Origin of the sequence: Paenibacillus sp. PvR098 (assembly GCF_017833255.1) — a bacterium.
Lineage (GTDB): Bacteria > Bacillota > Bacilli > Paenibacillales > NBRC-103111 > Paenibacillus_G.
Genome location: NZ_JAFIBU010000001.1, coordinates 4121636 through 4145801 on the forward strand (window position 1 = coordinate 4121636; position 24166 = coordinate 4145801).

General features: G+C 49.9%; 25 protein-coding genes and 3 pseudogenes. 21 read left to right on the forward strand and 7 right to left on the reverse strand.

Annotated features, from left to right (window positions below):
• The first annotated feature begins 221 nt into the window (after positions 1–221).
• The gene (locus JOE45_RS20390; protein WP_210022619.1) at positions 222–1406 is read left to right on the forward strand and encodes a GNAT family N-acetyltransferase; all 1185 of its coding nucleotides are present in this window, start codon (positions 222–224) and stop codon (positions 1404–1406) included.
• Positions 1407–1454: 48 nt separating this feature from the next.
• Here JOE45_RS20390 and JOE45_RS20395 read toward each other — a convergent pair whose 3' ends face one another.
• On the reverse strand, positions 1455–1928 hold the full coding sequence (locus JOE45_RS20395; protein WP_245247097.1) for a hypothetical protein: 474 nt from the start codon (positions 1926–1928) through the stop codon (positions 1455–1457).
• Positions 1929–2152: 224 nt separating this feature from the next.
• Between JOE45_RS20395 and JOE45_RS20400 the strand changes: the two genes are divergently transcribed.
• The 7 genes from JOE45_RS20400 (at position 2153) to JOE45_RS20430 (ending at position 6915) form a co-directional block, all read left to right on the forward strand.
• Entirely contained in the window at positions 2153–2452 is a 300-nt protein-coding gene (locus JOE45_RS20400; RefSeq protein ID WP_210022618.1) for a LiaF transmembrane domain-containing protein, read from the forward strand.
• A 47-nt stretch (positions 2453–2499) separates the two neighbouring features.
• Positions 2500–3174, forward strand: a complete 675-nt coding sequence (locus tag JOE45_RS20405; RefSeq protein ID WP_210022617.1) for a PspA/IM30 family protein — start codon at positions 2500–2502, stop codon at positions 3172–3174.
• 2 nt (positions 3175–3176) lie between these two features.
• Complete coding sequence (locus JOE45_RS20410) at positions 3177–3698, forward strand: PspC domain-containing protein (protein WP_210022616.1); 522 nt, start codon at positions 3177–3179, stop codon at positions 3696–3698.
• Positions 3699–3700: 2 nt separating this feature from the next.
• Entirely contained in the window at positions 3701–4399 is a 699-nt protein-coding gene (locus tag JOE45_RS20415) for a PspA/IM30 family protein (RefSeq protein ID WP_210022615.1), read from the forward strand.
• 136 nt (positions 4400–4535) lie between these two features.
• Positions 4536–5186 (forward strand): cell wall-active antibiotics response protein LiaF, encoded by a 651-nt coding sequence (liaF, locus tag JOE45_RS20420; protein WP_210022614.1) that lies wholly within the window; start codon positions 4536–4538, stop codon positions 5184–5186.
• A 24-nt stretch (positions 5187–5210) separates the two neighbouring features.
• Positions 5211–6287, forward strand: coding sequence for a HAMP domain-containing sensor histidine kinase (locus JOE45_RS20425; protein WP_210022613.1), 1077 nt, complete (start codon positions 5211–5213; stop codon positions 6285–6287).
• Positions 6268–6915 carry a response regulator gene (locus JOE45_RS20430; protein WP_210022612.1) on the forward strand — a complete coding sequence of 216 codons (648 nt, stop codon included), beginning with the start codon at positions 6268–6270 and terminating at the stop codon, positions 6913–6915. Before JOE45_RS20425 ends, JOE45_RS20430 begins: the two co-directional genes overlap by 20 nt.
• A gap of 14 nt (positions 6916–6929) precedes the next feature.
• On the opposite strand, the gene JOE45_RS20435 is transcribed toward JOE45_RS20430, so the two are convergent.
• On the reverse strand, positions 6930–8228 hold the full coding sequence (locus JOE45_RS20435; RefSeq protein ID WP_210022611.1) for a hypothetical protein: 1299 nt from the start codon (positions 8226–8228) through the stop codon (positions 6930–6932).
• Between the two features lie 343 nt (positions 8229–8571).
• On the opposite strand from JOE45_RS20435, the gene JOE45_RS20440 reads away from it, so the two are divergent.
• Complete coding sequence (locus tag JOE45_RS20440; RefSeq protein WP_210022610.1) at positions 8572–9015, forward strand: GNAT family N-acetyltransferase; 444 nt, start codon at positions 8572–8574, stop codon at positions 9013–9015.
• A 48-nt stretch (positions 9016–9063) separates the two neighbouring features.
• Here the strand turns inward: JOE45_RS20440 and JOE45_RS20445 are convergent, their stop codons facing one another.
• Positions 9064–9396, reverse strand: a complete 333-nt coding sequence (locus tag JOE45_RS20445; RefSeq protein ID WP_210022609.1) for a hypothetical protein — start codon at positions 9394–9396, stop codon at positions 9064–9066.
• 201 nt (positions 9397–9597) lie between these two features.
• Here JOE45_RS20445 and zwf point away from each other — a divergent pair, with 201 nt between their 5' ends.
• The 7 genes and pseudogenes from zwf to JOE45_RS20480 all read left to right on the forward strand — a co-directional run.
• Complete coding sequence (zwf, locus tag JOE45_RS20450; protein WP_210022608.1) at positions 9598–11118, forward strand: glucose-6-phosphate dehydrogenase; 1521 nt, start codon at positions 9598–9600, stop codon at positions 11116–11118.
• A 354-nt stretch (positions 11119–11472) separates the two neighbouring features.
• Complete coding sequence (locus JOE45_RS20455) at positions 11473–12534, forward strand: metallophosphoesterase family protein (protein WP_210022607.1); 1062 nt, start codon at positions 11473–11475, stop codon at positions 12532–12534.
• Between the two features lie 42 nt (positions 12535–12576).
• Positions 12577–14160, forward strand: coding sequence for a peptide chain release factor 3 (locus JOE45_RS20460; RefSeq protein ID WP_210022606.1), 1584 nt, complete (start codon positions 12577–12579; stop codon positions 14158–14160).
• 223 nt (positions 14161–14383) lie between these two features.
• On the forward strand, positions 14384–15151 hold the full coding sequence (locus tag JOE45_RS20465) for a YheC/YheD family protein (RefSeq protein ID WP_210022605.1): 768 nt from the start codon (positions 14384–14386) through the stop codon (positions 15149–15151).
• A gap of 119 nt (positions 15152–15270) precedes the next feature.
• Complete coding sequence (locus tag JOE45_RS20470) at positions 15271–16356, forward strand: LacI family DNA-binding transcriptional regulator (protein WP_348632566.1); 1086 nt, start codon at positions 15271–15273, stop codon at positions 16354–16356.
• Between the two features lie 42 nt (positions 16357–16398).
• Positions 16399–17075: pseudogene (locus tag JOE45_RS20475) on the forward strand (Gfo/Idh/MocA family protein); the annotation flags it as partial.
• A pseudogene (locus tag JOE45_RS20480) lies at positions 17064–18002 on the forward strand (Gfo/Idh/MocA family protein); the annotation flags it as partial. The pseudogenes JOE45_RS20475 and JOE45_RS20480, both read left to right, overlap by 12 nt.
• A 61-nt stretch (positions 18003–18063) precedes the next feature.
• On the opposite strand, the gene sspI reads toward JOE45_RS20480, so the two are convergent.
• Entirely contained in the window at positions 18064–18285 is a 222-nt protein-coding gene (gene sspI, locus JOE45_RS20485; RefSeq protein WP_210022604.1) for a small acid-soluble spore protein SspI, read from the reverse strand.
• A 141-nt stretch (positions 18286–18426) separates the two neighbouring features.
• Here sspI and JOE45_RS20490 point away from each other — a divergent pair, with 141 nt between their 5' ends.
• The 3 genes from JOE45_RS20490 to JOE45_RS20500 all read left to right on the forward strand — a co-directional run bounded on the left by JOE45_RS20490 (position 18427) and on the right by JOE45_RS20500 (position 20796).
• On the forward strand, positions 18427–19092 hold the full coding sequence (locus tag JOE45_RS20490) for a potassium channel family protein (RefSeq protein ID WP_210022603.1): 666 nt from the start codon (positions 18427–18429) through the stop codon (positions 19090–19092).
• A gap of 53 nt (positions 19093–19145) precedes the next feature.
• Complete coding sequence (locus tag JOE45_RS20495) at positions 19146–19970, forward strand: TrmH family RNA methyltransferase (protein ID WP_210023549.1); 825 nt, start codon at positions 19146–19148, stop codon at positions 19968–19970.
• 526 nt (positions 19971–20496) lie between these two features.
• A complete protein-coding gene (locus tag JOE45_RS20500) occupies positions 20497–20796 on the forward strand; it encodes a helix-turn-helix domain-containing protein (RefSeq protein ID WP_210023548.1) in 300 nt (99 codons plus the stop codon).
• 14 nt (positions 20797–20810) lie between these two features.
• Here JOE45_RS20500 and JOE45_RS23690 read toward each other — a convergent pair.
• The 3 genes and pseudogenes from JOE45_RS23690 to JOE45_RS20510 all read right to left on the reverse strand — a co-directional run.
• A pseudogene (locus JOE45_RS23690) lies at positions 20811–21080 on the reverse strand (flavin reductase family protein); the annotation flags it as partial.
• 193 nt (positions 21081–21273) lie between these two features.
• The gene (locus JOE45_RS20505; RefSeq protein ID WP_210022602.1) at positions 21274–21588 is read right to left on the reverse strand and encodes a winged helix-turn-helix transcriptional regulator; all 315 of its coding nucleotides are present in this window, start codon (positions 21586–21588) and stop codon (positions 21274–21276) included.
• Positions 21589–22000: 412 nt separating this feature from the next.
• Entirely contained in the window at positions 22001–22636 is a 636-nt protein-coding gene (locus tag JOE45_RS20510; protein WP_210022601.1) for an FMN-dependent NADH-azoreductase, read from the reverse strand.
• Between the two features lie 336 nt (positions 22637–22972).
• On the opposite strand from JOE45_RS20510, the gene JOE45_RS20515 reads away from it, so the two are divergent.
• Both JOE45_RS20515 and JOE45_RS20520 read left to right on the forward strand, forming a co-directional pair.
• Positions 22973–23359, forward strand: coding sequence for a DoxX family protein (locus JOE45_RS20515; RefSeq protein WP_210022600.1), 387 nt, complete (start codon positions 22973–22975; stop codon positions 23357–23359).
• Between the two features lie 23 nt (positions 23360–23382).
• Positions 23383–24087, forward strand: a complete 705-nt coding sequence (locus JOE45_RS20520) for a pirin family protein (RefSeq protein WP_210022599.1) — start codon at positions 23383–23385, stop codon at positions 24085–24087.
• The last annotated feature ends 79 nt before the right edge of the window (positions 24088–24166 follow it).

Below are 24166 nucleotides of genomic sequence, written 5' to 3' on the forward strand. Positions count from 1 at the left end.
GATTCTCAAATTCTACCTCTCGTTAATTCGATGATAGCATAGATAGGAAAGGAAATTTACCAGCAAAATATACCAAGTATCGTTTGGAGATATATAGATAAAATATCGAATTTATTGTTGAATTAGGTTACAATGTCACCAGATCAAACATCGCCCTGTCATAGGGTGTAAAACATCAGTAGATTCTCTTGTCAAAATTAGGGGAAGGAAAGGGATAGGGCATGAACGGAAATGTAGAGATTCGCAATATTCCAAGCGAGCATTTTGCAGAGAGCCTGGAGCTGTCCGAGTTTGCTTTTCAAAACGTACATACTTCGGAAGAACGGGAGAGGCGTATAGGTAACCTTCGCTCCAGTGAATTGTGGGGCGCATATGTGGATGGCCTGCTGGCTGCCAAAATGACGGTCCTAGATCTAAAGACACGGATTCAAGGCAAGACGTTTGGCATGGGAGGCATAGCCGGAGTGGCAACGTGGCCGGAATATCGGCGCGGCGGTCTTGTGGCGCATTTGCTCGATCATGCGCTTCGGGTCATGAGGGATAATGGGCAGACCATTTCGTTATTGCATCCGTTTCAGTTTGCTTTTTACCGCAAATACGGCTGGGAAACCTATACAGAATACAAAATGTATGAGATCCCTTCGGGGCTGCTGCCGAAGATAGACCCTCAGCCGGGTCGCATCGTGCGCGTCGGTCAGGACCTGACTCTGCTGGGACGCATTTATGAGCAATATGCTTCTCGCTATAACGGCGCATTGGTCCGAGACGAAACATGGTGGCGGGATCGTATATTTGCAGATAAGCAAGGGACAGTAGCGGTGTACTATGACATGGAAGGCGAGCCGGCCGGGTATGTCTTTTATCAAGTTAAGGAGAGGCTGCTGAAGGTTCATGAGCTCGTCAGTCTGCACCATGGCGCCCGTATGGCGTTGTGGCGTTTCTTGGCGGACCATGATTCGATGATCGATAAGCTGGTCGTGAATGCACCGGCTGATGACCGGCTGCCCTTTCTATTAGACAACCCAAGGGTGAAGCAAGAACTGGTGCCTTACTTTATGGCTCGGATCGTGGATGCGGCAAGATTTTTGGAGAAATATCCTTTTGCCTCCGGGACAGAGAGTTCGCTGCTGCTTGAGGTGACGGACTCCCATGCGGAGTGGAACAACCGGATGTTCGCCGTGACCGTGGATGAGTCCGGAACCGCACGGGTGTCTGGTGTTACAAGCACGGCGGGAGATTGGCCGTTGGTCCGGTGTGATATTCAAACGTTGACTGCTATGCTGATGGGATATCAGCGGCCGGGCTTTTTACTGGAAATCGGTAGGCTGCAATGCAAGCCGGAGATGATCGAAACGCTGGAGCGGCTCGTTCCCGTGCGCCAAACGTACCTGCCCGACTTTTTCTGACCAGGGGCTGGAGGTCAAATGAAAATAAACGTTCCGTGCATTTCCCTTTCAAAAAGCAATGGTATACTTTTTGAGAAACGGTTCGATATCGTTATAGGAGCATTCAAATACAAATGTCTTGTCCTCAGCGCTGAATGCCAGCAGCTGGGGATTTTCTTTTTCCTCGTGGCTGGGGAGGATGGCGAACAACTCCTTGCACTGAAAGGACAATCCGGCTTTGGTTACCGGCAGCGGGGGCTGGAACGGAACGCGAATGACAATACCACTGTTCGCGCCGACGCTGAATCTTCCGGATAGGCCGCCGACACGTTGAAACCAGTCCGCCGCATCCCGACGAAGCTCTCCTGTATTGGGAATCGACTGGGTTACTTTATCCTGCTGGACGTTATAGATGAGCACCGGAGGAGAGGCGGATTCCTGCTGTGGATTTGAACTCGGCGGGACTGCGGCCCCCAAAACCGGAAGCAGCAGCAAAAGTGCGATGACTGCCCAAGGGATACTGGCGTGGTTAATGGATTTCATCCTGTCTACCATCCTTTTCTCGAATTGGTTAAGACTAGTATGCCCCGGCTTTCTGCCATCATGCGGCCTCGCGGAGTTGGACCTTGCTTGTCTGCAGCAGGGCGGGTTACTGGACTTAGGTCCAGCTTCAAAAACCGCCGCAGGTCCGTTTTGGAAGGTTCTCTATTATCCTAAAATATAGATATAAGCAAACGACAATAAAACGAAAGGCGGTGAGTGAAGCATTGAAAATGAACAAACAGGTCGGATTGGCGCTGCTGCTGATCACCTTTGGAACCCTGATCCTATTGAATAAAATGGGCTTCCACTTCGGCCATCATTTTATGGGCTTCCTGTTCCCGGCAGCTATGGTTGGTCTTGGATTCTTGGGTTTGAAAAACGGGAAGAGCATCATCGGCTGGATATTGATCGTCTTCGGCGGACTGATCCTCCTCGGCAAAATGTCGGGATTAATCGGAATTCTGATCGCCGTTGGATTGATCTGGTACGGAGTATCCATGCTCCGAGGCAAGAAAGCTTATTAACGACAATACGTGAATGAAATTCAGGAGAAAAGGTGGTTGAATAAAGCATGGGCTTAGGCAAACGATTCCGAGACATAACGGTAGCGCATTTCAACGAGATGCTGGAGAACGCGGAAGACCCGGTACGCTTGATCGACAAGTATCTGGCGAGCCAGTCGGAGCAAATCCGCGAATCCGAACGGCTCCTGCAGCAGTGTTTGACGCACGCGTCATCGCTACGCCAGCAGTACACCTCGGCAGAGCAGATGAAGGAACGCCGGGAGCAGCAAGCAATGCTGGCGCTGAAGGCAGGCGAGGATGAAATTGCGCGCATTGCATTGCAAGAAAAGATGCAGCAGGAAGAGAAGGCGGTTCAGTACAAAGCGCTGTACGATCAAAGCAAGCACGGCATTGTCGAGCTGGAGGATCAGCTTCACCAGCTCAAGGCGGACTTTGACGAAGTTGCCTCCAAACGCGGCTATTACATCGCAAGGCTCGAATCCGTCAAACTGCAGCAGCGCATGAACGAGCGGCTGCGTCATGCGGGCGGCGGTTCTTCGCCTCGAATGTTCGACCGGCTCGAGGAGCGGGTATCTGATATGGAGCTGTCGGCACGCACACTGAGGGAAGTGAGAAGCGGGATGCGCGAGGCATGGACAAATGTCAGCGGTGCCGCATCGCAGGCAGTAGAACAAGAGCTCGCGAAGCTTCGCGATAAGCTGAAACAGGAGGGCTGGAAATAGCCATGACTAAAATTTACCGTTCACGCACCGACCGCAAAATTACCGGCTTGTGCGGAGGCCTTGCCGAGCTTCTAGGTATCGATGCCACGCTGCTGCGTCTCCTGGTCGTGATCACGGCGTTCTTCTCCGCGGGGGTTGTTATTCCGCTCTATTTCTTAGCTGTGCTGGTTATTCCGAACGAGCCTTATACGGGAGGACCTTACGGCCATGGTGAGGGGTATGCTTCAGAAGGCGGCTACGGCCACAAGTGGGGCAACCAATACGGCAGCTGGAAAGATTGGAAGCGTTCGGAGAAGCACTACCGCAAGGCGCAGAAATACGGTTGGGCACCACCGCAGGACAGCCAGCATTATAAATCAGAACACACGCATGCTTCTTCCGGTTACGGAAATTCGGACGGAAGCAACCTGGACGATATGATGAAAGACATTGAGAAGAAAGCGATGAAAAAAGAAATCGAAGAGCTTCGCGCTAAATTAGCGCAATTCGAAAAACAACAAAACCATACTAAGGGAGATGTATAACAATGGGAGTATTTGGACGAATCAAGGATATGACGAAAGCCTCGATGCATGAACTGCTGGATAAGGTGGAAGACCCGATCATTATGCTGAACCAATATCTTCGTGACATGGAAGAGGAAATCGCACAAGCGGAAGTGACGGTAGCCCGTCAAATCTCCGGCGAACGCAAGCTGAAGGAACGCGGGGACGAAGCGGTGCGGCTCAGCACTCAATTCGAGGTGCAAGCCAAGGAAGAGCTGAAGAACGGTCAAGAGATGGCGGCGCGTCAAGCTCTGGAACAAAAACTGTACTATGACGGCAAAATCACTGAATATGCGGAAATGCATGAGCAGGCTAAAGCCCAAGCGGAGGAGCTGGTACAGCAGCTGCATGAAATGAAGGACGCGTACTACCAAATGCGCAACAAACGCAGCGAGCTGGTCACTCGCGCTCAACTCGCGAAAGCGAAGAAGCAAATGGCAGAGGTAACGAATAACAACGTGATCGAGGGTGGCGGTGCCGTTAAAGGCTTCCGGCGTATGGAGGAGAAAATCATGACGTTGGAAGTGGAGGCGGAAATTGCACGCAAGCCTTATGCAGGCTCGGCCTACACAGGCTCCCTGTACGGAAGCGTGGCGAATACAGACCCGGCAAAACAGCAAAAGGTTGATGATCAGCTTCAGCTTCTGAAGGAAAAAATGTCCTCTGAGCAAGGGCAGTAAACATAAGGGAAAATGCTCTTGGAGCAAATCGAGCAATATGATATGCTATGAAAGGCAAAAGCCATAGAGGGCCGTTCCGAGCCGCTATGGCTTTTGCTTAAATCACCGGAGACTAGGCGAAAGGGGGGCTGCACGGATGCATCGCAAACGCAATCGCAACATTGCGCTGGTATTGATTGGTGCAGGGTTGTTTTTGTTGGCGGATGATCATCTCAGTTTCTTTACCGTGGCGGCCCTCTTTTTGCTTCTAATAGGCGTGCACAAGGTTCGTTCGGGAGACGAGAGGAAAGGATATATCCTGATGATCGTTGGGCTGCTGCTGCTGGTTGGCGGCAATTTGCCAATGATTGTGGCGATTATTCTGATTTCACTCGGCTTTTTTTATAATAAAATGCGTAAAATGCATCAGGACGACAGACACCTTCGAAAGCAAAGCCTGATTGAGAGTATCCGGTGGGGCAGGGATCCATGGATTCTGCGCAGCATGTCGATATGGAACGTGCTTGGCGAGCTGCAGATGGATTTGACCTATGCTATTCCCGAGCAAAAAGAAACGACGATTATACTGCAGGGCGTGATAGCCGACATTGATTTGATCGTGCCTGAGGATATGGGACTGTCTGTAACAGCGTCGGTGCTGTTCGGACAAACGAGCATCGGCTACGATAAAGAGGCAGGGGTACTCAATAAAATGGTTTGGCAGTCGCCCAATTATTGGACGGCCGACCGTCAGGTGAAGCTGGAGATTTCATATATCATTGCCGACATAGATATCAAAATCGTTTAAAACCGGTTGGAGGCGCTTATAGGAATGGGTGGACATGACAAACGTCTGACCAACATGATATGGCGAAGCATGGCGGAGTCGATCGGGCTCAGCCTTGTTTTGTTTGGCGTTGTGGTCTATTTCCTGCAATCCAACGGATACATAAAAGCGTTCGAGACATGGCAGGAAGGGGTATGGGTCAGCCTTACCTTGATCGGCATCGTTGTTGTAATCGGCGGCTCCTATGGACTCTGGTACAGCAGCCGGGTGAAGCGGAGACTGGAGCTTCTTCGCGAGGCGATGCTGTCCTTGGAAAAAGGAAATCTCAGCCGTTCGGTACCTCCTTTGGGAGAAGACGAGATTGGACGGCTTGGTGAGCAGTTGAATGCGATCACGAAAAAATGGGAGGAGCAGGTGACCTCACTCCAGCGGCTGTCCAACAACAACGCCCAGTTGGCTCAAAGAGCCAAGTATTCGGCCATTGTAGAGGAGCGGCAGCGTTTGGCCAGGGAGCTGCACGATGCGGTCAGCCAGCAGCTGTTCGCTATCTCGATGACGGCAACGGCTGCCCTGAGGACGCTGGACAAAGATTTCGACAAAGCTCAGCGGCAGATTCATCTGATCGAGGAGATGGCGTCCGTGGCGCAGTCGGAGATGAGAGCGCTGCTTCTGCACCTGCGGCCCGTCCATCTGGAGGGCAAGAGGTTATCTGAGGGTCTTGTCGAGCTGATGCAGGAGTTGTCGGCTAAGGTACCGATGCAGATCCATTGGGAGCTGACGGAGGACATCAAGCTGCCCAGAGGCATCGAGGACCATCTGTTCCGCATCGTGCAGGAGGCGATGTCCAATGCGCTGCGGCATTCGAAGGCTTCCAAGCTGGAGGTTCGCCTCACGAAGCCATCCACGGATGCGGTTCGGCTGCTGATATGGGATGATGGCGTCGGCTTTGATTTGGATATGAAGAAGCAAGCTTCCTACGGGATTGTAACGATGAAGGAGCGGGTCATTGAGATTGGCGGCTCGATGAATTTAATTACCGCTCCGGGTAAAGGAACGCGCATTGATATTCGGATTCCGATTATGGCGGTAGGAGGAGATCAGGATGGAAGAGACGACGATTAAGGTACTGCTGGTGGACGATCATGAGATGGTTCGCATCGGCCTTGCGGCCGTGCTCGGTACGGAGGATGGTATCGAGGTGGTAGGCGAAGCGAGCAGCGGTCAGGAGGGCATTCGCCTGGCGCTCGAGTACAAGCCGGATGTCGTGCTGATGGATTTGGTCATGGAGGGCATGGACGGTATCGAGACGACGCGTAGGCTGCTGCAGCAACACCCAGATTGCAAGGTCATTGTACTGACCAGCTTCATCGATGACGAGAAAATATATCCCGTCATCGAGGCGGGCGCGTTCAGTTACCTGCTGAAAACGTCGCGTGCCGGTGAAATCGCTCAAGCGATCCGCTCTGCAGTGAAGGGACAGTCGGTACTCGAGTCGCAAGTCGCCTCCAAGCTAATGAACCGCTTCCGCCAGCCGAAGCCCGTATCGCTGCCTCACGAAGAGTTGACCGAGCGAGAGATGGAGGTGCTCCGCCTGATTGCCTCGGGCAAGTCCAATCAGGATTTGGCCGACGAGCTGTTCATCGGCGTGAAGACGGTGAAATTCCACGTCACCAACATCCTCGCAAAGCTCGGCGTGGAGGACCGAACTCAGGCGGCCATTTACGCCTATAAGCACGGCTTAGTGGAATAACGTGATTTGGACATCTAGGAATAAAAATTCATCAGATAACCGGTGATGGGAACGGGCAGGTAGGAGTGAAGCCTCTTGTCCGGTCCATAAGCGTAATTGATCAGAGCGCGGTAGGCGCCATTCTGCTTGTTCAACAAGGTATCCGGTGAAGAGGTGGTCAATTTGAATGCTGCTTCACCTACATGAGCGACGAGTCCGCTGCGATCCGTAAGCCCTGCCGCCACGATATCGAAATGGTCACGGATTTGCGCTTCAAGCTTCTCTTCATCCAGCCGTAAAGTGTTGTCTGCTTCCTTACGGATCCCAAGCTCATCGAGAAGACGCGTAGGCAACCCTTCCAGCAGGTCGCGGCTTACATTGGGATTCAGCGCTTCATCGGCGTAGTGAAGCGCGGCATTTAATTCGTTGCATCTGTAAATCAGCTCGACGATGTGATTCTTAACGGTCTCCGCATCCGGATATACGAAGAGAATAACGGGCTCTTTAGATGCCTCTTGGAGTGTAATCGTCACCCGATCCTCATCCAGCCTCACCTCATTGGAGGAGGAGCTGACTAGTGTACCTTCATTAATCGTATAAACCGCATTCTCCGCGGCCTGCATGATATGGTCGAGACCCGTTAGAGCAACCGCTGTACCTTGTACGTCTGTTAGGGAAAAGGCGCTGCTCGCTCCTGTGTCGTCGGCCCTCAGCTCGAGCTTCAACAGATCCTCCAGTCGGTCGCGGACAAGCAGTGCGGTTACCCCTGCTCCTGCATCGTTCACAGCACGGCGGATTTTTCTCAGTGCCTGTTCGTTGGTGCAGTCGGGTCCGAAAGCAACCGACTGCAGCCGGGTCAGCCCAAAGCAGGAGCTCAGCTCAAATTCGCACAAGCTGCCAGCCAAAGGGAAGACCTCCGTTCGCTTCCGTGCAAAGCCGATGTTTCTTTGTTCCCGCGCCACGCTGTCCACTCGAATCAGATAGCTGTATATCCGGGCACCATCCTGGACCATGGCGGTCAATGCCGGGGCTGGCACCCATTTTACCGTCCGTTTGCTTAATGCGGAGCCGGCGGATGCTTCCTTCAGCATCTCTGCTGTCTGCTTTAAGCTGTCGGCTGCCGCTAATACAGCCGACAGCTGCTCTGCGATCCGCGCGGCAAAACGATCAAAGTCGTTCTCCACGGGCTGCTCGTCCTTAGGCAGAGCCATGGGTTTAGGCCTTGGCCTGGAGGAGGACTGACCGCCGGTTGGCCTGTTCTGGTTATGCTCCCAATCATACCACTGGGAATTGATTTGATAAGAACGGGATACTCGTTGAATGGGATCAATCATTTCCGTTCACCTCACGTTATGTCCATATCCTTACGGCTATTATAACGAAACTTATTTTTTCAGTAAACTCAATTGCCTTGACACTCCCTCAGCTTCTAGAGTATGATAATCTATCAACCTTAACTTATACGTAGGAGCTTGTGCCGTATCATGAACTGGATTCAATGGATTGTTATTGTGGTTGTCTTGATCGTATGCGTAGGCTTCATGGCTTTCGTAGCAAAGAAATATATGAAATAATCCATACTTCTTTATCGGTTTTTGTGATAAAAGCATTAACCTTCTGTTTCCGCGTTTCATACGATAAAGTATTTACTTTATGCGTAGGAAAGGCGGTTTTCGCATGCTGCGAAAGCGTGTTCCAAAGCGGGATGATGGTGTGATCTGCGAACTGGTGGAAAGGCTGCTGCTCCCTTTTGCCCAGCAGACGAAGCCGGGGCTTCGTTTGAACCGGAGCACGATCCGGAATCGGCTTCAACTCTGTATAACGTTTGTGGACGCTGCAGCGGGAGACAAGGCTGCAGGGTTCATCGCGCTGAAGCGGGAACGTGGCCGGTTATTGATCGACATGTTGGCGGTGAATCCCAAATACCAAGGTCAGGGCATCGGCTCGCGGTTAATGCTTCAAGCCCAGCGGACGGCGAATACTTATGGACTACGGGAGATTGTGCTGTGGGTGGACGAGGATAATCTGCAAGCGCAGCGTTTCTATATCAAGCATGGCTATGAGGCTGTATATTACGAGCACGGGTTGCGGTGTTATTTACTGAGGAAGGCTGTGGATTAGAGGAGCAGCAAAAAAACGTCCAATATATTGGACGTTTTTTTGCTGCTCTCAGCTAAGAGCAAACAGCATTGCAATCAGAGCGGGATCGAGTATGATTCGGCCGCCTCCAAACGGTTGGACGGGGGAGGGGGCGTACGGGTACGCGGTTGTTTGGGCTTCAAGAGCTTTCTTTGTATTGACGCCTGTTTTCCCTTTCTTCGCTCCGCTTTTTTTGGTTTTGACTTTTAGCCTCACGGCTGGCTCATCATTCAAGATCAGCTTTCCCTTCTCTAATCGGCTTAGTATGCCGACAAGCTGTGCGCCGTCCTTCAAAATAACGCACACGGGCTTTCCATAATAGGCCTTGCAGCCTTTCACCGATATCGGATGGATCGGTTTCACGCGGATTCACCTCCGTTCATTGTCCCTACACTTCAGACTATGCGGGCACCTTTGCCGCTGTCCTAGACGAATGCCTTATGTGAGTCGCCTATTTAATGGAAAAAAGCCCGTGTTGAATCTCGTTCCTGTTTTGGTTATGCTATAGGATAATGAAGAAGTTAGTTTTTCATCAATTCTACTTATAGAAAGAATGAGGAAACCATGACGAGTGCTGTTTTTATTATTTTTGGAGCGACTGGGGATTTGGCCCGACGCAAGCTGTTTCCGGCGTTTTACAGCCTTTATCGCGAACGGAAGCTTGGCGACAATTTTGCTGTCATCGGATTGGCGCGCCGTCCGCGTTCGAACGAACAGTTCCGTGACGATGTGCATGAATCGATTAAAGAATTTGCCCGTTACAACGTAACGAAGGATGAGCATTGGGATTCGTTCGCCGATCATTTTGAATATATGTCTCTGGATATCAATGATGTGGACGGCTTTCGTCAGCTTAACGAGCTGACCGACCGTTTGGACGACAAGTTTGACATCGGGGGCAACCGCCTGTTCTATCTGGCATTGGCGCCTGAGCTGTTCGGCAGCGTATCGCATCATTTGCAATCCGGGGGCTTGTTGGAATCGGACGGTTGGCACCGCCTTGTCATCGAGAAGCCTTTTGGCTACGATCTGCAGTCTGCGGAGAAGCTGAACGCGGAAATCCGCCAAGTATTCGAGGAGCAGGATATTTACCGGATCGACCATTACCTCGGGAAGGAAATGGTCCAGAACATCAATGTGGTTCGGTTTGCGAACGCTTTTTTTGAGCCGCTGTGGAACAATAAGTACATTTCCAATATTCAAATTACGCTAAGTGAGACCGTAGGCGTTGAAGAACGCGGAGGGTATTACGACCGGTCCGGCGCACTCCGCGATATGGGGCAAAACCATATGCTTCAAATGCTGGCCATTATGGCCATGGAGCCCCCAAGCCGGATGCATCCCGAGGATATCCGGGACGAAAAAGTGAAGGTGTTCCGTAGTCTGCGGGGCTTCCAGTCGGCGGCTGAGGTGCGCGCGAACACAGTCCGCGGGCAATATGCGGCGGGCAATGTCAAGGGCCATCAGGTGCCCGGCTACCGGGCAGAGGATTCGGTGAATCCGGAATCAACGACGGAGACGTATTTTGCCGCAAGGGTGTTCGTCGATAATTTCCGCTGGGCTGGCGTGCCGTTCTATATCCGTACTGGCAAAAGACTCCCGGTCAAAACAACCGAGGTGGTCGTTGAGTTCAAGAATGTTCCGAACAGCGTATATCTGTCCCGCAAGCACAAGCTGGAGCCGAATTTACTGGTGTTCCGCGTCAATCCGGTAGAAGGCATATATTTCAAAATGAACGCCAAGCAGCCGGGTTCGGAAGGGATGATCATCCCCGTAGCAATGGATTTCTGCCAGAGCTGCGAGGTCGGTCTGAACACGCCTGAGGCTTACGAGCGGCTGCTGCACGATGCGGCCCGCGGAGATTCCACTTATTTCACCCGGTGGGATGAGGTGGCGCTCGCTTGGAAATACGTGGACAAGATTGCTTCCGCTTGGGGAGAACGTACAGATGATTTACACTTATATCCGGCCGGAACGTGGGGGCCCGAACGCGGGCAGCAGCTCGTGGCGGAGGACGGCTTCCGCTGGTGGCCGGTGAACGGGCAGGATGAAGGCGAAGTCGAATGGAGTACGACGAAGCGTTAGGCTTTGGGTTGAAGTCAAAATCCTATGATTTTTATTTAAGATACGTGCTGGGTGGAAAATCATTGCTGCTCCAGCGCTTCTTGAAATTCGAGTTATCTATTATTATACCTTGCAGGTACAACTCGATTTCAAAGGCAGCCGTAAACTTTCCGCAGCAATGATTTTCCTAGTACGCAATAAATAAAAATCATGATGCCTTCAATAAAAATGCCGAACGGCTATTAAGGGTAAGAATGAAGAGCAAAACCGGGTGAGTCTGGTTTTGCTTTTTTACATTTAGTTTCTTTTTTTTGGACCGGCAAATATGTTATGATGGAGAGTAAGCTGTTGCCCAATATAGGGGGATTTCTTGGAATGTCAAGACGCACTTTTATACGCTGGATGATCGCTTTGCTCTTTATGATCGGAGCGGCGGTTACTGCGCTCGTTAAGCTGCTCCAGAAAGCGATGGAATCGCATCGCGCTCCAGATCACACCACGGCGCCGCAAAAGCCGGTGAGTGTAAAGGAGTCCGATACCGGGCTGCCGGAAGAGGACCCTGACGCTGCGCAGTTTTCTTATATGATTCTCAGCGATCCGCACATTTCTACGGATGTCCCGAGCACCACGAAGAAGCTGAAAGATGCGCTCGAGGATATGAAGCAGTTTGGCATGCCTATGGAAGCGATTGTAATCACCGGGGATTTGACCGAATATGGCCGGGAGAAGGAGTACGAGGAGCTGTATAAGATTTTGTCGGCCTATCCGCTGCCGCCGGTGTATGCGAATATGGGTAACCATGATTATTACGATATCTGGATTGACCGCAAAGGGGCTTTCAATCAAGCCACGATGCCCAACGGCAAAACAGATTGGCAGTCTCGCGAGCGGTTCCAGACGTTTTTTGGCTTAAAGAAGCCGTACCATGACGGTTGGCTGAAGGGGCACCATCTGATTATGCTTTCGCAGGAGACCTATGTTCAGGAGAGGCCGGAGGTCGGAGAGGGCGCATGGTATTCCGACGAGCAGTTGGATTGGCTGGAGCAGCAGTTGGCTGCCCATACGGACGGCAAGCCAGTGTTTATTATGACCCATCAGCCTTTGCCTCCGGCAGGCCAAGATGGTCGTACGCATCAATTGATTCGCGCGAACAAATTCCGTGAGATCGTGAAGCCTTATAAGAACGTGTTCGTTTTTTGCGGACACCGTCATCACGATTTTCAAGGCACGGTGGAGCATTATGTGAAAGAAAACTTTCATTATTTCCACAACTCCTCCGTCGGCCGCGTCCTGAACCGAAGCTATCAACACGTGGATAAGGAGAAATCGCAGGGACTGTTCGTGCAGGTGTATAAAGACCGAGTGACGCTGCGCGGCAGGGAGTTCAGCAACCGTACATGGATTAAGGAAGCGGACTGGACAGTAAAGCTGGTTTAATAGGATACAGACGAATTGACAAGGAAGGAAATGGAATAGATCATGAGCATCGGTATAACCGGTAAATTGCAAGAAGAGATACAGAAACGTCGCACGTTCGCCATTATTTCTCACCCCGATGCGGGGAAAACGACGCTGACCGAAAAGCTTCTGCTTTTCGGAGGGGCCATCCGGCTGGCGGGAACGGTGAAAGGGCGCAAAGCGAGTCGTCATGCGACAAGCGACTGGATGGAAATCGAGAAACAAAGAGGGATTTCGGTAACCTCCAGCGTCATGCAGTTCGATTATAACGGACATCGGGTGAACATTCTGGATACGCCTGGTCACCAAGATTTCAGTGAGGACACGTATCGCACGTTAACCGCTGCAGATAGCGCGGTCATGCTGATTGACTCTGCCAAAGGTGTCGAGACCCAGACGAAGAAGCTGTTTCAAGTGTGCCGCCAACGAGGGATTCCGATTTTTACCTTTATCAACAAGATGGACCGCGAGGGGCAAAATCCGTTCGACCTGCTCGAAGAGCTGGAGCAGGTGCTTGGCATCCGTTCGTATCCGATGAATTGGCCGATCGGCATGGGCAAGCAGTTTTGCGGCGTGTATGACCGGAGGTTGACGCAGGTGGAGCTGTTCCAGGGCGATGACCATAAGGAAATCAGTGTACGCAAGGTAAGCGGATATGAAGACCAGGTCGTAAAAGAGATTGCGGGAGAGTTTTTCTATGACCAGCTTGTGCAGGATTTGGAGCTTCTCGACGTGGCCGGTGACGAATTCGATTATGACAAAATCCGTGCGGGCGAGCTTACGCCTGTGTTCTTCGGCAGTGCGATCAATAACTTCGGCGTGCAGACCTTCCTTGAGAACTTCCTGCAGCTTGCACCTATACCAACACCACGCAAGAGCACGGAAGGCATGATCGATCCGTCGAATGAGAAATTTTCCGGATATGTTTTTAAAATTCAAGCCAATATGAACCCGGCGCACCGTGACCGGATCGCTTTCTTGCGGATCTGCTCCGGGAAGTTCGAGCGTGGGATGTCGGTGAAGCATGTGCGTGTAGGCAAGGATATTAAGCTGGCGCAACCGCAGCAATTTTTGGCGCAGGATCGGGATATTGTGGAGGACGCTTATCCTGGAGACATTATCGGTCTCTTTGACCCCGGCATCTTCCGCATCGGGGATACGCTATGTCAAGGCGGTGGGCTGGAGTTTGACGAGCTGCCGACCTTTTCGCCAGAGCTATTCTCCAAGGTGACGGTGAAGAATGCGCTCAAGCATAAGCAGTTTCAGAAAGGCGTCGATCAGTTAACGGAGGAAGGCACGATCCAGGTATTCAAGACGATGGGTTTCGAGGACATGATCCTTGGCGTCGTCGGTCCGCTGCAATTCGAGGTGCTCGAGTACCGCATGAAGGCGGAGTACAGCGTGGAGGTACAGCTCTTGCGTATGAACTATCAGTTCGCCCGCTGGCTTGTCGGAGACGAGGTGGACCCCGGTAAATTCCGGATCAACTCGCAGCTTGTCAAGGACAAGAAGGACAATTATGTAGCCTTGTTTGAGAACGAATATGCGCTGCGTACGGCGATGGAGAAAAACCCGAATCTGAAGTTTTTGGAAATGGCCCCATAACGTTATAAGAGCGAGCCCTTCTTTCGGTCGGATAGTGACCGGAAGAGGGGCTTTGCTGCTTGGAGGAGAGGGCTTTTTCCCCGGTCTTTGGTGAGGTTAGGCCCCTGTCCTTAACCAACCGTTGCCTCAAGGCATACAATATGTTGGATTTAGGATTCAGCTTTCGAGAGGACTGACGGAGAACTTACGCTTCGTTCGTTACGGTAAAAGAAAGGTGGATGACATGGGCAAACCGAATTACCGAAGATATATTACAAGCAAATGGGCCAAAACCAAGGCACTGCTGCCGAATCATTCCATTGCCAAGCACATTCCCGATACGCGGGTGATAACGCGTAACCACCTTCATCAAATGCTGGAAAGGTACGGAATGGTGTATGTCAAACCGGACAACGGAACTTACGGAATCGGCGTCATGCGCGTAGAACGTGAATCAGGGCAAAGGGGGGGACGCTATCGTTATCAAGCTGGAACGATTATTAGAACTTTCTCAAGGTTTGATGCGATGTACGATTCGATCCTGAAGCTGACGAGGAAACGGAGATATGTGGTTCAAAAAGGCATTCATCTTTTGAAATATAACAAAAGGCGCTTCGACCTTCGGGTGATGGTGCAGCAAAGCCCATCCAAGCACTGGGTCACAACAGGCATCATCGGCCGGGTGGCGGCTCAGCGGAAGGTGGTAACCAATGTGCATAACGGGGGCACCCTTGTATCGTTCGATACGCTCTTGAAGGGCCATGCCGGAACCTCACGGCGAATGGGGTTATCTCGTAGCTTGAATCAGCTCGGCCTCACGGTAGCGAAGCAGATGAAGTCGAGATACCCGGGCATTAAGGAGCTGGGACTTGATGTGGCGCTGGATCAAAGGCTGTACCCGTGGATATTGGAGGTCAACACGGCCCCCGATCCTTTCATCTTCAGTAAGCTCAAGGACAAGCGGATTTACGCCAGAATATACCGTTACGCGAAAGCATATGGACGACTCTGAGGGAGTCGTTTTTTTCTTTTTTTCAAGGGTTATCAGGGTCTCAGAAGGGTTGACAGGAAAAATGTGTCATGAGATAATGAACGCGCGTACATCATGTGGTAATTCACAGGTTAAGGGAGGTGGTTCGCATCATAACCCGAAAGGAAGTAGCGGAGTTAGCGGGAGTGTCTGAAGCCACGGTTTCCCGTGTGTTCAACGACGTCGGTCCGATGAAGGAGGAGACGAAGCAGAGAGTGCTTCAAGCAGCCAAGAAGCTGAACTATCACCCGAACGCGATTGCTCAGAGCTTTGCCCGCAGGCGGAGCGGTAATCTGGGCGTGGTGCTTCCTTATGTCCCGAAGGTACATATTTTTTCTACATATTATTTTTCCGAAATCTTAAGCGGGATTGGAGCGCAGGTCAAGGAATCAGGCTACGATATGCTGCTGATGCTGCGTTCACCCGGAGAAGAAAGCGATTACGTACGGATGTTTCGTTCGCAAAAGGTGGATGCCTGCATCATTCTGGGGGCCATGGATACACCCGGCGAGCGGGCGGAGCTCAAGAAGCTCGAGGAGGGGGGCTTCCCGTTCTGCCTGGTCAACCAGCATTATGTCGGGGAGCGCTTTAATGAGGTGGATGCCGATCATGAGACAGGAAGCTACCTTGCGGTGCGGTATTTGCTCAATTTGGGCTACCGCGGGATTGCTATCCTCGGGGGCTCGCCGCAGTTCTCGAACAGCGTCGATCGACTGCGCGGATATACGAGAGCGATGAGGGAGGCGGGGCTTCTGGAGCCCGGTACGGAAGCCGGGACTCGTGAGGGTATTCCTCCGTATTGGTATTACGAAGGCAACTACAGCCGCACCAGCGGATACCATGCGGCAGCAGAGCTGCACCGTAACCTCGACCGGGTTGATGCGGTGTTCGTGTCGAATGACAGGATGGCGGTTGGGCTTATGCAAGGCTTGCGTGAGCTGGGGTGTAATCCTGGTAAGGATCTTGCCATCATTGGCTACGATGATTCGGATGCTGCCCGTATGACCGATCCGCCGCTCACCAGCGTCGCCGTCCCTTTCTATGAGTTGGGTCGGCTCGCAGCGGAGAACGTGCTTCACTTGGCAGCAGGGGGTTCAGAATCGAATACGGCTGCTGCTGCGGATTCTTTTCAATTGAAACTGGATACAAAGCTCGTCATTCGTCAGTCTTGCAGGAACAAATCTTGAGCTATGAAGCGGAGATAAGTTATGGAGGAGGCGGAATTCAGGATGAAGCAGGTTCGAGTGGGGATGATCGGTTACAAGTTTATGGGTAAGGCGCACAGCCATGCATATCGCGATTTACCGATGTTTTTTCCGAAGACGGCAAGGCCGGTGATGAAGGCGATCTGCGGCCGAGATGCCGAGGGGGTGGCGCAGGCGGTGGGCGTGAAGCATATGATTGGCTTCAACTATCGTTTTGCTCCGGCGGTGCAGCTGGCCAAAAAGCTGATTGAAGATGGACGCTTAGGCAAAATTTATCATTTCCGTGCTTGGTTTGGTTTCTGCAGGATTCGATCGTGGATCCGGATTTCCCTCTGGTATGGCGGCTGCAAAAAGAGATTGCCGTCTCCGGTTCGCACGGCGATTTGGGTGCGCACTTGATCGATTTGGCGCATTTTCTTGTCGGCGAGATGAAGGAAGTGATCGGCATGAACGAGACGTTTATCCAAGAGCGCCCGCTGCCGAGCGCGATGACCGGACTCAGCGCCAAGGGCAGTAAGGATGCTCCTCGCGGTCCGGTTAACGTGGATGACGCGACGCTGTTTCTCGCCCGGTTTGCGGGGGGCGCTCTCGGCAGCTTCGAGGCGACCCGCTTTGCCCCGGGGCATCGGTGCACCAATTCGTTCGAGATCAACGGCAGCAAGGGCAGCGTGAAGTTTGATTTCGAGCGGATGAACGAGTTGCTGGCTGATCCGGAGATCGATATATTGTGATCAACCTGACGATCCCTGCCGCTCACGCTGAAGTGTGTCTGCAGGCGCTGGAAGCCGGAAAGCATGTGTACGTGGAGAAGCCGCTAGCGGTTACACGCGAGGAGGGCCAAGCGATTCTTGCCAAAGCCCGGGAGAAGAGCAGACTGATAGGCAGTGCGCCGGATACTTTCCTCGGCGGAGGGATTCAGACCTGCGTCAAGCTCATTGAGGATGGTTGGATCGGCACGCCAGTGGCTGCTTCCGTGTTTATGATCGGTCGTGGGCATGAGCATTGGCATCCGGACCCGGAATTTATTATGCCAAGGGCGGTGGACCGATGTTTGATATGGGCCCCTACTATTTAACGGCCTTGGTCGCTATGCTTGGCCCGATTCGCAGAGTGACGGGCTCCACGCGAATCTCCTATCCTGAGCGTACGATCACAAGCCAGCCGAAATTCGGCCAAACGGTTCGGGTGGAGACGCCTACGCATGTGGCGGGCGTGATGGATTTTCAAAGCGGCGTGATTGGAACGATTATCACTTCGTTCGACGCCTGCGGCGGCGCGCAGGTTCCGCGAATTGAAATCTGCGGAAGTCAGGGTACACTTAGCGTACCAGATCCGAACACCTTTGAAGGGCCTATTCACGTGAAGCGCCACGATCATAAGGAATGGAGCGAGATTCCGCTTATACATGGCTATGCGGAGAACACCGTGGTCTGGGAGTGCTGGACATCGCATATGCTGTGAAGAATGGCCGTCCGAACCGCGCCAGCGGAGAGCTTGCGTACCATGTTCTTGAGGCCATGCACGGCTTTCATGATGCGGCTGATGAAGGTAAGCATTACCTCATGCAGAGTAGCTGCGAACGTCCGGATTCGATGCCGTTCGGTCTGGTGCGCGGGATGCTGGACTAACCCTGAGAATAATGCAAAGCGTGCAGAACGCAATCATTCTGCACGCTTTTTTATGGCTGTTTTATGCTGTTGGGGCGGCTTGGGTTAATTGCTCCTTCAAAGCGTGAACCATCTGGTTTTGCGCATCGGCGGTGCTGTTTTTCCAGATCATTTCGAACAGCACGCCAAGCCCGGGCAGCAAACGCTCCTCCCCATCGATCGAACCCTCAATGACGTCCTTCAGGTCATCGTCATTTTTGTCATGCACACGTTGAATAATCGCTTGTCTCAAATTCAGGTTCATTGGACATTTCCTCGCTTTTCGTCTTTTTCCAGTTATTAATATGCGCAGCAGCGCTGTAATTCATGCTTGCTTTACGGTATGTTTTGGTGGAGACGGCAAGGTTTTGTTATAATAAAGCAAAGTGAAGGGAGATGCGTCCTGATGGCTGTAAAAAAGCAATTTGCCGTCATCGGCATGGGGCGATTCGGCTCCAGCGTGGCGAGAAACTTAGCAGATCTGGGGTATGAAGTGCTGGCCATTGATAGCAGTGAATCGAGGGCTCAGGAGGTTTCCAATATCGTAACGCACGTGGTGCAAGCCGATTCGACGGATGAAGAAGCGGTGCGAGCGCTTGGCTTGCGTAATTTCGACGTGGTCGTGGTAGCCATCGGGCAGGATATTCAATCCAGCATTCTCACAACGATTATTTTGAAAGAGCTCGGTGTCCCTATGGTCGTCGTTAAGGCGCAGACCGAGCTGCAGGGCAAGGTGCTGAAAAAGATCGGAGCGGATAAGGTCATTTTCCCCGAGCGGGATATGGGCCAGCGGGTTGCGCATCACTTAATCTCGGCTAATATCCTCGATTACATTGAGCTGTCCGAGGACTACAGTATTGTAGAGATTAAAGCCAGCCGCCAGATGATTGGCAAGAATCTGAGAGAGCTGCACATCCGTGCTCAGTATGGTTGCAACGTTATCGGCATCAAAACCGGGGAGAAAATGAATATCGCCCCCAATGCGGAAGATACGATTAAAGAACATGATATTCTCGTCGTTGTGGGAAGAAATACGGATTTACAGCGGTTCGAGAAGACTTTTGAGGAATAGGGGTACGGGTAGTGGACACAAAGGATCCATTAATAAATCACAGGGCGGAAACAATGATTGCCTCGGTGCAAAATCCAAGGGTTAAGCAGTGGACCGAGCTGCAAAGCCGTAAGGGCAGGGAAAAGCAGGGCCGGTTTCTGATTGAGGGAATTCACTTGGTGCAGGAGGCACTGCGCTCCGATCTTATTCCCGAGGTACTGGCTTATTCGGATGAGCGTGCCGAGTCGTGCGCCGAACTGCTGCAGGAGGCGGCAGCGCGAGGGGTGGAGATGGTTCAAGTAACGGAGCCTGTCTTGGCCAAATGCACGGACGCTGAAACGCCACAACCGGTCTTTGCCGTTGTTCCAAAGCTGCCTTGGCGTCCAGTGGATTTGCTCTCGGCCAGCGAACGGAACGGCCTTGTTGTCGTCATTGACGGCATCCAGGATCCCGGCAATCTCGGCACGATCATCCGCAGCGCCGACGCGGTCGGTGCCTCCGGTGTGCTGCTCGGCAAAGGAACGGTCGATCTGTACAATCCTAAGACCGTACGCTCAACGATGGGATCGCTGTTCCATCTGCCTATCGTTCAGGGTGACTTAGCGCATTGGCTGCCGGAGGCTTCCGCGCACGGTATCCAAGTGGCGGCTACCCGCCTTGAGGATGCCGTCAGCGTCTACGACTGCGATTTCCGGCGCCCTACATGGTTCGTCATAGGCAACGAAGGCCAAGGCGTATCGGCAGAGGTGCAGGAGCTTGTACAGCATCATGTCCGCATCCCTATGCAGGGCCGCGCCGAGTCTCTTAACGCCGCCATGGCGACCACGGTCGTGCTTTTTGAAGCGATGCGGCAGCGGGGATTTCAAACAACAATAATTCCTGTCCACCCACCTAAATAAGTGTCCAGGAACAAAAATTAGTGTCTCGAACTCACCAAAGACTGGAAGATGGTCGATTCTTACTCGATTATATCTCCAGTCTTTTCTCATACAAAATCAGGGTGAAGGGTAGAGGGGTTAGGCAGGGAATGACAGGTAATATGGCGAAGACAAACAGAAGAAAAGTTGAGGAATATCAAGGGATTCAGCGGTTTATTGCATGTTGATTTTGCCGCGGCGGAGCGAAGGGCAGGATTTAAAGAAGAGGAAAAGAGAGCGGTATTTCCCTAATCCCAGACTCCTTCCCACTGTTCTCCTGGACACTAATTATTATCTCATTTCGTTCACAATTAGCCCGATTTTGACCCTATTCCCTCATCCCTTTTCTCTAATTCGAGGACAGTAATTATTATTTCTTTACAGGGGATTGTAACGAGATAATGAACCTACTTGTGTGAGTTGTAATTAAGATTGTCACTAATTGGAACGTCGTTTGTCATAGAGTTGGAACGAAAATTTGTCACAAAAAATTAAGGTATGGTGTAATATGACAGGGGAGAAGATACGTGCTCTTAGAAAATTATTCAGGCTAAGCCAAGTTGAATTTGCAAAATCATTTGGTATATCACAAGGAAATTTAAGTGAAATTGAAAAGGGGAAAAGCAAACCATCGGCGGATACGCTTATAGCATTAAGAACAACGTATGGAATAGACTTGAATGATCTATTAGGAGAAGTGAATCAAAAGGATTTTTATACCAAAAGATCAAATATTTGGACCATACCTTCGACTGAAGTAGAACTTCTTTCTCATTTTAGGAAATTAGACATTCGAAACAAAAGATAATATAGATTTTTTTAGTCGGCAACACTCGGAACATTTATCTTTTCACTGAGAACCGGAGTGAGCTTAGCAAGTGCTACTTCACTTCTGGCGAAAGCTTTGCCGCAGTTTGATTGATTGCTTCCATGTTAGTTTCATCTAAGATATGAATGACAAAACTACCGGTCTCTATGATGTTTCTAGAAGTGTCCTTATACTCCGTTCTTTCTTTGAATGGATACCGAAACCATCGGTGGGTTTGTGGTGACAATATTGAAATAACTGTAAGGTGCCGCGTTCAATATACCACTCAGCGCTTCCTTTAAACGTGTCCAGTTCGCATCTTCAGCTATTTTTCTAAGTCCCATGACATTCTCGAGCAGAGCCCCAGTTTCTTTGCCGAGATGTGGTGAATCCCTGTAGTATGTTTACTTATATATAATAACTCCTTTTAAAATTATTTTTATCCTTCCCTTGATTTGTTTTTCAATTAGTGCAATTTTAAGTAATCCATTCCTCTGCCCACTTTTCGCATTCCGTCATCATTGGTTCTAATGCGCGGCCTTTATCCGTTAACTCATATTCAATTCTAACTGGTATTTCATCATATACCCTACGGATGATAATCCCTTCCGTCTCAAGCTCTTTAAAACGCTCGGATAGCATTCTATCGCTCATGTGTTCAATAATCGTTGAAATATCTTTAAAACGCTTAGATCCACTCAAAAGTGCACGTATGATAAGCCCTGTCCAACGTTTCCCCAATAATTCAAACGCAGCTTCAAATTTAGGACATAATTTAAAATCGTGTTTCATCACTCCACCTCCATCTTTAAATTATTGTAAGTCACTTTATAAAAGTAAGTGTAACATAATGTAAATAAAATATAAAGTAAGATACTATAAAAAAGTTAGATGTAGAAGCCAGGGGTTAGGATGTCGGTTCTTGCAGGCTTTGGCTGAACTGATAGGTGGGTTATTATCGAAATGGATAAATACCCCGTCGTTTTTAAAAAGGGGTAGGCCGATCACTGTGACCTAAGAAGTATGAAAATAACCATAGACGACATTACTCTGAATCAAAATTGATAAATAAGGGTACTTATTTAGCTCTCCGACATGTCAAGGACAATTTAGAATGATACATCAGCTGTAGATTAACAAGAAATTGGATTCAAATTAAAAGGGTATCCCTAACCTAAAACATGGATACCCCTGTTTATTACCTTTAGAAGTTCTTTGCTGCTTGACGTGCTTTATCTATAGCCTTTTCTTTAATTGTTTGCGCTTGGTCTGGCATCGCAGCCATACCTTCTACGAAAATTCCCTCGAAAGAAGGAACACCATGGAATTGCATAATTTTAGCCAAATAGCTATGTCCACTTTCAAAGCTTGCAGCTGGTCCTTCAGAGTAAACTCCTCCGCGAGCTTGGATGTGTAGAGCTTTTTTATTCCCAAGCAAGCCAACAGGACCATTTTCAGTGTACTTAAAGGTTTTCCCGGCGATGCAGATAGCATCGATGTATGCTTTTAGTACCGGAGGGAAAGAAAAATTCCACATAGGAGAGACGAATACATATTTATCGGCCGCAATATATTGTTCGACAATTTCATTTAAGCGAGATACCTTTCTTTTCTCTTCGGCTGATAATTGGTCCAAGGAAACACCGCTTCTAAGTTTTCCCCAGCCGCTAAAGACATCAACGTCAATTTGAGGGACATCGATCTTGTACAAATCCAGACGAATAACCTCATCCTGTGGATTTGCTTCGCGATAAGCTTCAATAAACTCTTTCCCTACAGCCATGCTGTAAGACACTTGATCGTCGTGAGGATGGGCCGTGATATAAAGTACAGTCGCCATATTAAGTTCCCTTCTTTTTAAAATAATTTTTTACAACATAGGTATTTTGCATAAGTATTCAAGAAATATGCTTTAAACTTGCAAAAATCAATTCAAGCGGTCGGTATGACTCTAGGATATCGGTAAGTAATAAACAAGATGGATTGACAAGTTGTTATGCCCGAATAAATCGGGCTTTTTGCTATTTATTTTCCCCATTCAAAAATACACTGGTCTTCTTATGCATTATTATTATTTATTTAAAGTTACTTGACAAAAGTAAGTAATAAAAATATAATCATATTATTAAATAAGTTACTAAATTAAAGTTAGTTAAAAACAAGGAGGAAATGTTTAATGATTGATCTTGGTTTACTTCTGATTCGTTTGGTGATTGGAATTAGCTTAATGGGTCACGGTGCACAAAAACTGTTTGGTTGGTTTGGAGGTTACGGTCCAAAAGGAACCGGAGGTTGGATGGAGTCAATCGGTATTAAGCCTGGTGTAATGATGGCGGTTCTTGCAGGCTTGGCGGAACTCGTAGGTGGGCTCTTATTTACAGTCGGGTTTTTAACGCCGGTCGCTGCTGCTCTTATTGTAATAACAATGCTAGGAGCGATATTTAAAGTCCATATGGCGAATGGATATTGGGTTGATAAAGGCGGCATTGAATATCCTTTTGTTCTTGCTGTTGTTGCAATCGCAATTGCTCTTATCGGTCCCGGTGCTTATGCGATTGGCTAATATAAAAAAATGGAGGTGTCATTATGATTAAGATTTATCCAGCAAAATCTAGATATTCGGCAAACCATGGATGGCTAAAAAGTAACTTTAGCTTTTCATTTGCACAATATTACAATCCCAGCAATATGAATTTTGGTCCGCTTCGTGTATTTAATGATGATTTTGTTGCGCCGCTGAATGGATTTGGTGAGCATCCGCACAGGGACATGGAAATTGTGTCCGTAGTGTTAAAAGGACAGCTCCAACATGAAGATAACACTGGGAATAAGGAAATTTTAAAACCAGGAGAAGTACAGCGAATGAGCGCTGGAACGGGAATTGTCCATTCGGAAGTAAACCCTTCTGCTGACGAGGAAGCGAACTTTTTGCAGCTCTGGTTTTTACCGAACAAACAAGGACTAACACCAACATATGAACAAACAGCATATGACCTTAATGCGCTTAAGAACAACCTGTTACCTATTGTTTCAAACCGAGCTAATAACGAAAAAATAGCTTTCGTCAATCAAGATTTAACGCTGTACCTTTCTGAATTGGAGGTTAATAAGTCCATTTCGTTTACCCAAGACAAAGACCGTAGGATCTATGTTTTTGTTATTGAAGGGGAAGTAACGTTAAATCAAGAGAATAAATTGAAAAAACGTGATGCCGCAAGAATTACCGACATCACCAATCTGGAGATTGCGACAGAAATCGGCGCTAGTTTTATGCTCATAGACTTGCCCTAAATTGGGATAAAATAATGGTTTGAGGTGGAGTTAATCATGAGTTTTCTTAAAAAATTATTCGGAATGGAAGGGAACGAAC